Annotated in this window: 15 protein-coding genes and 1 pseudogene; 7 read left to right on the top strand and 9 right to left on the bottom strand. The window is 59.6% G+C overall.

What is annotated here, in order from left to right; all coding sequences use genetic code 11:
• On the top strand, positions 1 to 355 hold a 355-nt coding region (locus tag QZ564_RS18145; protein WP_363312510.1), incomplete at its 5' end, for a DUF6634 family protein.
• A gap of 141 nt (positions 356 to 496) precedes the next feature.
• On the top strand, positions 497 to 715 hold the full coding sequence (locus QZ564_RS18140) for a DUF3126 family protein (RefSeq protein WP_198875254.1): 219 nt from the start codon (positions 497 to 499) through the stop codon (positions 713 to 715).
• Here the strand turns inward: QZ564_RS18140 and QZ564_RS18135 are convergent.
• Complete coding sequence (locus QZ564_RS18135) at positions 712 to 1,440, bottom strand: hypothetical protein (RefSeq protein WP_297113140.1); 729 nt, start codon at positions 1,438 to 1,440, stop codon at positions 712 to 714. The two genes, QZ564_RS18140 and QZ564_RS18135, sit on opposite strands and share 4 nt — an antisense overlap.
• A gap of 69 nt (positions 1,441 to 1,509) precedes the next feature.
• Between QZ564_RS18135 and QZ564_RS18130 the strand changes: the two genes are divergently transcribed.
• Positions 1,510 to 1,833: a hypothetical protein gene (locus QZ564_RS18130; RefSeq protein WP_297113138.1), complete on the top strand. Its 324-nt coding sequence runs from the start codon at positions 1,510 to 1,512 to the stop codon at positions 1,831 to 1,833.
• A 107-nt stretch (positions 1,834 to 1,940) separates the two neighbouring features.
• Here the strand turns inward: QZ564_RS18130 and QZ564_RS18125 are convergent, their stop codons facing one another.
• The 3 genes from QZ564_RS18125 to QZ564_RS18115 all read right to left on the bottom strand — a co-directional run bounded on the left by QZ564_RS18125 (position 1,941) and on the right by QZ564_RS18115 (position 4,134).
• On the bottom strand, positions 1,941 to 2,561 hold the full coding sequence (locus QZ564_RS18125; RefSeq protein WP_297113136.1) for a transglutaminase-like cysteine peptidase: 621 nt from the start codon (positions 2,559 to 2,561) through the stop codon (positions 1,941 to 1,943).
• Between the two features lie 187 nt (positions 2,562 to 2,748).
• Positions 2,749 to 3,381 carry a PilZ domain-containing protein gene (locus QZ564_RS18120; protein ID WP_297113134.1) on the bottom strand — a complete coding sequence of 211 codons (633 nt, stop codon included), beginning with the start codon at positions 3,379 to 3,381 and terminating at the stop codon, positions 2,749 to 2,751.
• Positions 3,382 to 3,486: 105 nt separating this feature from the next.
• Entirely contained in the window at positions 3,487 to 4,134 is a 648-nt protein-coding gene (locus tag QZ564_RS18115; protein ID WP_297113132.1) for a PAS domain-containing protein, read from the bottom strand.
• Positions 4,135 to 4,322: 188 nt separating this feature from the next.
• Between QZ564_RS18115 and QZ564_RS18110 the strand changes: the two genes are divergently transcribed.
• Positions 4,323 to 5,057 carry a rhomboid family intramembrane serine protease gene (locus QZ564_RS18110; protein ID WP_297113129.1) on the top strand — a complete coding sequence of 245 codons (735 nt, stop codon included), beginning with the start codon at positions 4,323 to 4,325 and terminating at the stop codon, positions 5,055 to 5,057.
• Here the strand turns inward: QZ564_RS18110 and hisI are convergent.
• From hisI to QZ564_RS18090, 4 genes and pseudogenes are all read right to left on the bottom strand, one after another.
• On the bottom strand, positions 5,054 to 5,503 hold the full coding sequence (hisI, locus tag QZ564_RS18105) for a phosphoribosyl-AMP cyclohydrolase (RefSeq protein ID WP_297113128.1): 450 nt from the start codon (positions 5,501 to 5,503) through the stop codon (positions 5,054 to 5,056). The two genes, QZ564_RS18110 and hisI, sit on opposite strands and share 4 nt — an antisense overlap.
• Before the next feature lie 245 nt (positions 5,504 to 5,748).
• Positions 5,749 to 5,967, bottom strand: a pseudogene (locus QZ564_RS18100) (hypothetical protein); the annotation flags it as partial.
• A 6-nt stretch (positions 5,968 to 5,973) separates the two neighbouring features.
• Entirely contained in the window at positions 5,974 to 6,870 is an 897-nt protein-coding gene (locus QZ564_RS18095) for a nucleotidyl transferase AbiEii/AbiGii toxin family protein (RefSeq protein ID WP_297113125.1), read from the bottom strand.
• Positions 6,836 to 7,663: a type IV toxin-antitoxin system AbiEi family antitoxin gene (locus tag QZ564_RS18090; protein WP_297113123.1), complete on the bottom strand. Its 828-nt coding sequence runs from the start codon at positions 7,661 to 7,663 to the stop codon at positions 6,836 to 6,838. The genes QZ564_RS18095 and QZ564_RS18090 overlap by 35 nt, the downstream gene beginning before the upstream one ends.
• A 314-nt stretch (positions 7,664 to 7,977) precedes the next feature.
• Here QZ564_RS18090 and QZ564_RS18085 point away from each other — a divergent pair, with 314 nt between their 5' ends.
• The 3 genes from QZ564_RS18085 to QZ564_RS18075 are packed head-to-tail and all read left to right on the top strand — an operon-like array spanning position 7,978 to position 8,894.
• Positions 7,978 to 8,241 (top strand): ribbon-helix-helix domain-containing protein, encoded by a 264-nt coding sequence (locus QZ564_RS18085; RefSeq protein ID WP_297113122.1) that lies wholly within the window; start codon positions 7,978 to 7,980, stop codon positions 8,239 to 8,241.
• A complete protein-coding gene (locus tag QZ564_RS18080; RefSeq protein ID WP_297113120.1) occupies positions 8,241 to 8,594 on the top strand; it encodes a hypothetical protein in 354 nt (117 codons plus the stop codon). Before QZ564_RS18085 ends, QZ564_RS18080 begins: the two co-directional genes overlap by 1 nt.
• A gap of 24 nt (positions 8,595 to 8,618) precedes the next feature.
• A complete protein-coding gene (locus QZ564_RS18075; RefSeq protein WP_297113118.1) occupies positions 8,619 to 8,894 on the top strand; it encodes a DUF5710 domain-containing protein in 276 nt (91 codons plus the stop codon).
• Positions 8,895 to 9,262: 368 nt separating this feature from the next.
• Here QZ564_RS18075 and QZ564_RS18070 read toward each other — a convergent pair whose 3' ends face one another.
• A complete protein-coding gene (locus QZ564_RS18070; protein ID WP_297113115.1) occupies positions 9,263 to 9,967 on the bottom strand; it encodes a helix-turn-helix domain-containing protein in 705 nt (234 codons plus the stop codon).
• Positions 9,968 to 10,003: the final 36 nt, after the last annotated feature.

Here is a 10,003-nt window from a genome sequence, read left to right as displayed (position 1 = left end):
TATCGGCCTGATGGACCTCGACAGCCTGATCGATGTCGATGAGGAGAGGTTGAGCGAGCATATGCGCCGCAAGATCGCCGCCGCCCGCCAGTCGCTCAAGCGTCTGCGCGCCGGCTGGCGTCCCGGCCCCGATATTCTGGAGATGGCCCCGCGCTTGCACGACTGGAGATTCGTCCCGGTCTTACCCCGCGGCACTGTCCTGGTCGGCACGGTTATCGGCCACCCGCGTCTGGGCGATCGGCCCTACATCAGCACTTCCTATCTCATCGGGCTCGATGCCACCCATCTCAAATGGGCCAGAACCCTTTCAAGGTTCTATTCTCTGGGGGAGCCGGGGGATGATCTGGAGGGGTAGGAGTGCCGGAGATATTGCACCGTGTCGCCGAGGCAATGTGGGAGACACGTTTCTACCCACCAAATTGCGGGGCGCTGGGGTTGTCAGCGCCTTTTCAGACACTAGATTGGCGGCTCAACGCAATCAGCAGGACAGGCTCCCGTGAACCACCCCGAGATTATCAAGCTGCAGAAGTTTTTGCAGCGCACCTTCAACAATCGCAATATTGACGTTCGCCCCCGCGCCAAGCTCAACGACTCTGTCGAAGTGTTCATTGGCGAAGAGTCGATCGGCTTGATCCATGTCGATGACGAAGACGGCGACAAGTCCTACATGTTCTCCATGTCCATTCTGGACATTGATCTCGATGATATCGACTAAGACGACAGCGCGCCGATCTGGCCCAGCCAACGGGCGAGTTCGGCGTCGAACTGCTTCCAGGCCGTAAGGGCCTGGGCGTCAAAACTCAGCACCGCCGCCAGCCCGTTCGGCAGATGAATGGTTCTGAGGCATCGATCTGCTCGGCTCTTGTCAGGCGCCTCGGAGCACTTGGCCACGAACGGGGCCGGCGACAACGGATCGTACCAAACCGTCTCGCCCGCATATCCTTCTGCCGCCAGTAGCGGCTTTCCTACCAGTCCGGGGATACCACCCACGGCCTCTTCCCCAAATTGATGCAGATAGACGGCGTCCAGCAATGCACCGCTGGACCGGGCGCCCGAGCGCGACAACAGGGTAACATCAACCGGCACGGGTGGCACGCCGGGCTCCAGTTGCAGGGCAAATGTCAGGTCGATCTGGCTGACAAAGCCGGGCTTGATGTGTTCGCCGTAGCGATACCAGGCTGTCGGAATATGCAATTCCTGGCCTGCAACTGTCTGGGTCACCGGATCAGAATCTGAGAGCGCGGGCAGGGGACGGCGTGTATTTCGCCCCGCCTGATCGATGGCGTAGGCGAGGCCAACGGCCAGTAACAGCATCAAAACGGCTATCCCGGCGAGGTTGTAGGCAATATGGCCTCGCCCGCCGTCAGACGCATTCGCGTGGATGTCAGGGGCCGCCATGGTGGAAATTAACCAGAATGCTCGCTTCGGGGTGACAGCCATTAGGGCGAGCAATATGCTTAATAAAAGGTAAACAATTTCGCGGCACTGACGAATGGCACGGGGATAGGCATGACCAAAGAACTCTTGCTTGCGGCATTTATCATTGGCGTCGGGCTTTGCGTGGCAGGGGCGGGGACGCATCTCTACCAATGGCTCACCCGCCAGCAGGCCATGTTGCGCTGGGACGGAAAGTCCTATCTTGCCTCTCTGGGACACCTGGCGATGAGCTTTGTCTGCGGGCCCTACATCATGCTGCAGGTGGGTTGGAGCCACGAGGAAGACGGAACGATTTCAATGCCATCGGTGCTGATTTCGGCCTTGGTGGCTTTCGGCTGGGCCTTCATAACGGGACTGCTGTTTGTCAGCGTCTACGTGGCTCTCCGGTATCAGTAGCGCTTTGCCCCAAACGCATACAGCAAGGCCGGCTGTGCTCGCGCGCAGCCGGCCTTGCTCTTCAGACCCCTATCAGGGATAGGTTTGGGGCGGGGTCCGGAAACCGGTCAATGTGCGGCGGCAACCACCAGCACACGGTCGTCGATCATGTCGACCCACTGGCCAGCATTGGCCTGGGACTGGCGCTTGATGAACTTATAGGGCGTGTCGCTCCAGAGCCGAATGACGCCGTCCTGGTTGTCCAGCACGAGATCCCCGCGATCGGTGCGTGCCAAAAGCACGGCATGGCCATTGCCATTGGCTTCCTTGACGACGGCAATCATCAAGGTGCTCGGATGCCAGCCGGAATTGATGAGGTCGCGCCGCTTGGCGAGGGCAAAGTCCTCGCAGTCGCCATAGCCGTTCGGATAGGTCCAGAACTCTGCAACCTTGTAGAGATCCTGGTCAGTAACCGGCACCACTGACTGATTGTAGTGCGCGTTCACAGAAACCAATTGCTGCCAGGATCGGTCGTCGAGAACCGCAGCTGGTACTACGCGGTCATAGGCGCGGCATTCGGCGGGATTGGATCGGCAGAACTCGAGGTGTCCGACCGGAATTGAGGTCGTACCCGACACGGTCTGGACAAAGGCCACATTGCTGAAGTCCAGCGCTGCGGTTGGGGCTGCCTGAGAAATTGCGAGGAGGGCGATCAGCCCTGCCAGCATTCCCTTCTTGTTGAAAAACATTGTGTCGTCTCCCTGATGGAGACCACACTAGGGGCGCCCAATTGCCCCGATCCGAAAAGTGCCGCGCAGTTTTTATGCGTGTTTTATCTGTGTTTGCAGGGATTTATTGACCATAGCCCCGCGGCAGCGGCGGGCGCTGTCCAGCGGCTGCAGACGAGGCAATGAAAAGTGAATGGCTGTGTGAGCGTCAGTTCATTCGCAGGTTCTGCTGAACCACGGTCAGCATTTCCTGAGCCGCCACAAACTCCACGGCAACGCCGTTCTGGAAGTGCCGGACGACGCGGGCACGCATGCGCCCCAAAGTGATCGGTGTGCCCATGGCCGGGCGGACATCGAGTTCTACGGCGGCACCGGAGAGGGATATGTCGATGATCTTGCAATTGTACCGCCGGCCATCGTCGAGCACGACAGTGGAATGACGGATGTCCGGGACCACGCGCTCGTGGCGGCGATCCTCCGGCAGGTTAAGCAGGTCCTTGTTGGCCAGCCATGTCAGCTGCGCCGCCATCTTGTCCCGCTTGCGGGGGGAAGCGGCCAGGTCCATGACGAACCCACCGTCGACCTGCGAGAGAATGGTGCCCTCGATACGGCCGAGGTGGTCGAGATAGGCAACGATGCGCTCGCCGACAATTCCGGGGACAGGTGCGATGACCACCGCATCGCCAGGAGACATGGACAGCACCTGGCAGGGAAATTCGCGGCGATCGGCCAGCATATAGCGGCCCAGGATCGACACCTTCACGCGCTGAAAACGCCTTTCGCCCGCATCGGTATGCAGGCTGGCAAGGGTTTGCGGAGCAGAAATGTCGTCACTGAGCATACGTCAACCTGTTCCACGCACTGGGGAAAACCACAGCAACGTTATCGGGTCTTGGTTAACGCTTAGTGAGAGTTGACGGCGAGAGACGGATCAAAGGCGAGCCAATCAGTTGCGACCGCCATCGATCACCGCGAGATGTGCGTAACGGCGCGCGGTGCGGCCATAGACCGTGGTGGGCATGGCCGAAGGTGGCGTGGCCTGCGCGAACTCTGTGTCATTGACCACATTGGCCAGCACCTCGCGCTGGGTCTCTTCGGCGGGTACTTCATCGGGCCAGATCAGGCGCAGACCGGTGATCCGCTGTTCAAGGATCGGCTGCACCCCGAGCCAATAGGGTTCTTCCAGGGCGGACATGGCGCCCAGGATACGGGTGTGCGTGGAGCCGTTGTGGCGCAGGGGCATGAGAATGGTCTCGAAGCTCACCTTGGTATGCAGAGCCGTCGACCCCTGGAACGTAACGAGGGCGACCGCGTGGTCTTCTGTGACCGCGCGGATCAGAGTGTCCATGGCGTCGCTGTCGCGGTCATGCCAAAGCGCGGAGAAGGAGCGACCCTTGAGCTCACGGCAGTAGCTGGTGCACAGATGCGATCCTGCCAGGCGGAACGAGAACTTGTCGGCCTCGTCCAATTCCAGGATGAAGGTATTTGCCAGGGCCTCACGAATGCGTGTGGGGTCGATATCGCGCCGGTCCGGCGCGCTGCGGGAACCCCGAATCGCATTCCAGTATGTATAGAGTGTTTTGGTGCTCGGCATCTGCATCGTTCGGACCCGCAATTTGAGACGCTAAGGCGTCCTCGCAAGGAGGCCCGCCGCGCTTCCCGAACCATCGCAAAATGCAGGGCCGAACGCGCGCTTAAAGAATAGTTAAGGTTAACGTCCGTGGCCGAATGTGGAAAAGCTGAAGCAAGTGGGCGCACTGCCGCGGCTTCAGGATGTTGCCAATGAATGATCAGGATCAGTCGCCCAATTCCGGGCAGGTTCGGCAGCGTGAGCCGGTCTTCTTGCTACCGAGCTCGATAACCGGCCTCATAGGCATTCTTGTCGCTGTTCACCTGGCGTCAACCTTGGTTCTTAACCCGAACGGCCAGTTGGAGTTGCTGGTCTGGTTCGCGTTCCAGCCCTATCGTATCGTGGCGGCAAGTGCTGATCCAGGCCTTGCCGTTCCCCTGGTCTGGACCCTCTTCTCCCACGCCTTCCTGCATGCAGGGTGGGATCACCTGCTGATCAACGCCGCATGGCTGGCCATCTTCGGCACGCCGGTGGCGCGGCGCTATGGCGCAGCGCCGATGCTGGTGCTGTTCCTGGTTTCGGCGGCGGGTGGGGCGGCCTTGTTCGCGGCCACCACGCTTCATAGCCAGGTCTATTTGATCGGGGCATCGGGGGGCGTGGCGGGACTGACCGGCGCGGCCATCCGGTTCCTATTCCAGCCGGTGCTGATGGCGCGGCATCCCGAAACCGGCGAGCCGGTGGTGCTTGGCCGCCGGCTCGCTGGTATCGGGGAGGTCTTCGTCAGACCTCGGTCGCGGTTCTTCACACTGGTCTGGCTGGCACTGAATGCCGCTGTACCGCTCGTACCGCTCCTGACCGGCAATTCGCTCTCAATCGCCTGGCAGGCCCATCTGGGCGGCTTTATTGCTGGCTTCCTGCTTGTCCCGCTGTTTGAGCGAAAGACTTAACCGCCATAGACGTCCTTGGGGTCGAACAGGCGAGGCATGCCGGTGTCCTCCAGCGCAGCCTGGCCATCCTTGATGGTCACCCGACGATAAAAGCAGCTCTTGCGGCCCGTGTGGCAGGCCGCGCCCCGTCCGGTCTGGCGCACGATCATGACCAGGCAGTCCTGGTCGCAATCGGTGCGCAACTCCACCACTTCCTGCAATTCACCAGAGGTTTCGCCCTTCTTCCAAATCGCCTTGCGCGAGCGAGACCAGTAGTGCGCAATCCCGGTCTCGAGCGTCAGGGAAAGCGTTTCGGCGTTCATGTGGGCGACCATCAGAATGTCCTGGCTGTCTGCCTCGACGGTCACAACTGTCAGCAGACCGTGGGCGTCGAAGCGCGGCGCGAAGACGGATCCTTCTTCCAGGGCGGCATGATCGAGCCCGCTTGGATCGGACAGAATAAGCATGATGCGCACTCCCGCTGATGGATTGCAGCAGGCTCTAGCGCGCATCATGATCGATTGAAAGGCCTCAGGCCTTGAGGCCAAACCAGATTTCGATATCACCGCTGCCGCTGCGCGCATCAAAGCCTGGACCATATACTCAAGGAAGCTGTAGCTGGCCTCGCTCGGTTCGTGATCGTTCTCGCTCAGCCAACCTTCGGCTGCACCGATGTTCCCTGAACCATAAAGTTCGAATTGAACCATAAAGTTCAACAAGTTGAACCATAAACCCCGATGTGAGCGCCCTGCTCCCGTCGGGGTCGCCTTTCATGGCCTAGGTCGCCCATGGGGGCGGTGAAGATTTCGTCGGCCTCGTCGGTCTGGTCGATCTCGACGCGCAGCAGGGTGCGGGCGTTGGGGTCGAGCGTGGTTTCCCAGAGCTGCTCGGCATTCATTTCGCCAAGGCCTTGATAGCGCTGCAGGCTGACGGCGGGCTATCGACGTAAGGTGGACGAGGATCTAGCGCAAAACCTTACGGCATCTTCCATGTAGGGCTCCAGACCCAGGCGCTCGATGCGTTGCTCGGTCAATTCGCCGGTTGCCCCCGGGAGTTTCGCTGCTAGGCAGGTCAATACATACGCTACCGCGGCCATTGCCCCTTCGGTCGTGACAGAGGTAGCCATGGTCAGCGGCACCAAGGGGCGGAGATCGTCTAAGGCCGTGCCCCGCTCCAACTTTACCAGAACACTGTGCTCGGCGTTTGCGCGAGATACGACGAGATACTTCTGAAAAGTCTCGATCACCTGGTCGTGGTCCAGGTGTGGCAAAAGCTCCGCCGCCTGTTTTAGATCGAAAAGATCACGCCCCTTGTCGCGCTGGAGCAACGCGCGGAGCTTGGTGGCCAAAATTTCCTCCAGCTGGAAGGTTCTCACGCTCGCCTGACCTTTGAACCAGCGAGTGTCGACAGAGAAATCGCGGGTGTCGTAGCCCAGATGTGCGCCATGCTCCCGGGTGTTGATTTCGATCTTTAGCTTCCGTGCTACACCAGTCTCGGAGACGAACTTATACCTCAGCTTGGCGGCGTTCTCTTTGATCTCCGAATTGGCCCTGCCAAGCCAGCTATCGAGAACCAGTCGGAGGCGGTCCAGGACGAGACCGATCGGCTCTGGCGCGACCTGCACCAGATCGATGTCTTCCGAGTAGCGATAGGCTATTGGGAGCAGGAGCTTGTTAGGGGCGGTCCCGCCGCGGAACGCCAGGCGCTCGGCCAAGAAGTCATCGGCGAAGATAGCCGTGATAGCTCTACTCAGCACCAAGTCCTGCTCGACTTGGTCCTGTTCCGGCCAAGGTGTGCGTTCAGCCCATTCGAGGAGAAAATTCCTGGGAATCACCGTCTAGCTCCAAAGGTCGGCGAACAACGACCTTCCATCGATCGTCCAGCGCCTCAGGGCCACCCTGAGGGGTAGCGACGAAAGTATCCAGCTCAATGCGGCGGCCATCACCGGCGATGGCCTTGTCGACGTCATTCGCCAACTCGGCGGCGCCCACCTGTTCGAGGATATATCCCAGCCTCTGAAGCGTTGGCGTGGGGACAACGCCTCTCAGGCTGGCGATCGCAGCGCTTTCGATCTGCTCCGCCAAATCTCCGATCACCGAGGCCGCGGCGTCGATCGACCCCGACGCCCGTGGGTAGCGCAGCAAATCTGCCGCCGTCAGCGCCGCGGAGGACAGGCTGAAGAAGCCGGCCGCCGTTTGCCTGCGCTCGATCAGTTCGTCCGGCGGCATGGTGCCATTGTAAAAGAAGTCGATAACCCCGCGACCATAGGGAATGGACGGCATTCGCTTCGTCGAGACGACCTGGAATGCCATCACCGCCTGATGGGCGGCGCCGTGCAGCTCTGCCGCCTTCAGAAGCCCCACATAATATGGGGCGCCTTCATACCTCATGAGATCGTCGATCACCTGAGCTGCCGGCGGCGCGCCGTAGGCCATTTCCTGAGGGGGAACGATGACGTAAAATCCTCTCCGGGGCCGAAGCAGGCGCCCCCTGTTGATGGCGCGCTGCGACGCATCCTCGAAGGCGGAGTGGCTCATTCCAAGTAGGGAGGGCACCTCATCCTTCGAAAACGTCAGGCGCCCGATGGAGAGCAGGCGCAGCAGCTTATCGGGCAGTTGTTCGATCATTTCATGCTCATAAATACGCGACATGTACGGAGTTTGAAACATGAAATGTTCAAACTAGATCCCGATACCAGAGCGCAGTTTTTCAGACCGGTCCTGAGAAATCAGGAATTCCCACTCGATCCCCGGCCAGCTCCATGTGATCGCCGTCTCGGCCTCGAGGTAGCTGTCCCACAGCCTCTCAATTGCCTCTTGCGGCTCCCCGCGCAATGCCGCGACACGCCAAAGTGACCTATCTGGGGATTTGGCCCCAGCTATCAAGAGAGAATTGACTTTTGCCTCGTTTGTAATACATGTAATACAAAATGGAGAGCGCTATGGCAGATATGTCTGACCCCATCACCATGAGGTTGCCGGTTGAAATGCTGGCCGATATCGAAAAGATTGCTGAGGGCTCAGAGCGAACCCGGACATGGGTGATCGTCCGAGCGCTCAAATATTATCTCGCCCACGAGGCGGAAGGCGGGATTTGTCTTTCGGTTCTCCGCGGTCGGGAAGAAGCTGCTGCCGGCGGTGGGCATGATGCTGACGACGTTCTGGCCGAGCTCGACGAAATCATCCGCGGCGGCAAAGCGGCTTGATGAAAGTTCGTTTCTCCTCCGATGCAAAAGCCGACATTGCCAAGCAAGCCCAGTATCTCAAAGGCCGAACGAACCAAGGCCTCGTGACGTTTCGCAACATCGTCGCTCGCGGTCGCGCCCTTGTTGGGTCTAGCCCAAGCGCCGGGTTCACGGATTCCGAGATACCGATACAGGGCTCAAACCGTATCATCGTCGATGGCTGGTACTTCGATTACGACATCATCGATGAAGTCATTTGGATCCAGCGTGTCACCAGCTCGGTCAACACGCCGTCGCTGAAATACGATGACGACTTCGACTACGAGGAACGAGACGATCACACGCCAGGAGGGAGTGGTGTGCGCAGGGGCTAAGGTCACTCGAGTCTGGGGGATTCATTGGACAAAATAACTGCTCAACTCCTTCTGCGAGGCGGAGATAAGCATTATCTCGCTGTCCCCTTCTCTGAGAAGGATGAGGCAAAGTCCCGTGGCGCTCGTTGGGATGCCAACACGCGGACCTGGTATGTGCCTCCAACAACCTCTCTCTATGTTTTTGGTAAGTGGCTCGTTGGCGAATGTCGGCTGGCCTTTGACTTTCTTGAGGTCGAACGTGAGGCCGAAAGACTGGCTCAAGAAGAGTGGAGGGCCTTACCGACCCGGCGCGGATTGTGAAGCTGGCAGGCCTGCAGATATTTCGCTTCAACGGCCCCGGCGCCGGGCGGTGCGCAATGTGCGATAGTCCCCTCAGCACGCCTTGGGTGGTCGCGATTGGCGGGAACTCCATTATGGAGCACTTCCATCTGGCTGATCAGGTTGGCAAAATGCTCCGCCCCACCGAACTCGCAATTCTTGAGCGAGCGCTCTTAGATGGGTTCGATCCCGGGGCATAAGTCCGGCGGCCTGTGGCGAAACGGGTCATTCCAAGATATGGTTCAACCTGGGTGCCCAGATCGGACTTTATGGTTCAATCTGTGGGAACATATGGTTCAGGAACAGGCTCCGGGGTCGGGATTTCCGCAAGCCGTATTGAATTTTTTGGTTCAAGGCACACCGATGGACTGGCGGATCGTTGACAGGTCCCCGGCATGGGTAAATCGGGCCCATTTCAGGGCCGGCACGACGACCCTCTGGAGTTCGGATGGCACGTATGCTCCCGGCCGCATTTCCACTGCGGCAACATATTCGAATTTGTCGTCCGCGATTTCGTCCACCATTCCGTAGGCTGCACCGGCAATGGCGCCGTCGATATTGCCGATATAGGGCTGAAAGCGCTGCCACTGGCCGGGCAAGCCGGCGGGGTTGTTCATCTGGTGTCGCTCGGCAATGCCGGCGAAAATCATTTCGGGGCGATTTTCGAACCGGGGTGGCTCGATGGCGACGGGGGTTGCGATATCCATTCTGAGAGGCTCCACTAGGGTGATCCCATTGAGATTGCGCTGGCGACGAACCAGTTGCGGCGTGATGCCGAACTGGTCGCGGAACGCGCGGGTGAATGCCTCATGCGAGCCATACCCAGCCTCCAGTGCGACCGACAGGATATCGGGGGCACCATCGGCCAACTGGCGGGCCGCATCGCTCAACCGCCTCGCCCTGAGATAGGCCGTAACCGAATAGCCGGTGATCAGAGGGAAGATGCGTGAGAGATAGCTTCTGGACCTGTCGGTGACAGCAGCCAGTTCGTCAAGGCCCAGCGGCTCACGCGACCGGCTTTCGAGGACCCAGAGCATTTTGGAAACTACTGACATGGCACAGACCCGTTTGAGACGAGTAGTCTATGCCAT

Origin of the sequence: uncultured Devosia sp. (genome assembly GCF_913055165.1) — a bacterium.
In the GTDB taxonomy this organism is placed as follows: Bacteria; Pseudomonadota; Alphaproteobacteria; order Rhizobiales; family Devosiaceae; genus Devosia.
This window is presented reverse-complemented; position numbering and strand designations above follow the sequence as displayed.

What these genes read in the sequence shown, in the direction of transcription:
- QZ564_RS18135 (WP_297113140.1), bottom strand. Translation starts at nt 1,440, where the DNA reads ATGGCTGTCACCCCGAAGCGAGCATTCTGGTTAATTTCCACCATGGCG.
- QZ564_RS18130 (WP_297113138.1), top strand. Translation starts at nt 1,510, where the DNA reads ATGACCAAAGAACTCTTGCTTGCGGCATTTATCATTGGCGTCGGGCTT.
- QZ564_RS18125 (WP_297113136.1), bottom strand. Translation starts at nt 2,561, where the DNA reads ATGTTTTTCAACAAGAAGGGAATGCTGGCAGGGCTGATCGCCCTCCTC.
- QZ564_RS18120 (WP_297113134.1), bottom strand. Translation starts at nt 3,381, where the DNA reads ATGCTCAGTGACGACATTTCTGCTCCGCAAACCCTTGCCAGCCTGCAT.
- QZ564_RS18115 (WP_297113132.1), bottom strand. Translation starts at nt 4,134, where the DNA reads ATGCCGAGCACCAAAACACTCTATACATACTGGAATGCGATTCGGGGT.
- QZ564_RS18110 (WP_297113129.1), top strand. Translation starts at nt 4,323, where the DNA reads ATGAATGATCAGGATCAGTCGCCCAATTCCGGGCAGGTTCGGCAGCGT.
- hisI (WP_297113128.1), bottom strand. Translation starts at nt 5,503, where the DNA reads ATGCTTATTCTGTCCGATCCAAGCGGGCTCGATCATGCCGCCCTGGAA.
- QZ564_RS18090 (WP_297113123.1), bottom strand. Translation starts at nt 7,663, where the DNA reads ATGATCGAACAACTGCCCGATAAGCTGCTGCGCCTGCTCTCCATCGGG.
- QZ564_RS18085 (WP_297113122.1), top strand. Translation starts at nt 7,978, where the DNA reads ATGGCAGATATGTCTGACCCCATCACCATGAGGTTGCCGGTTGAAATG.
- QZ564_RS18080 (WP_297113120.1), top strand. Translation starts at nt 8,241, where the DNA reads ATGAAAGTTCGTTTCTCCTCCGATGCAAAAGCCGACATTGCCAAGCAA.
- QZ564_RS18070 (WP_297113115.1), bottom strand. Translation starts at nt 9,967, where the DNA reads ATGTCAGTAGTTTCCAAAATGCTCTGGGTCCTCGAAAGCCGGTCGCGT.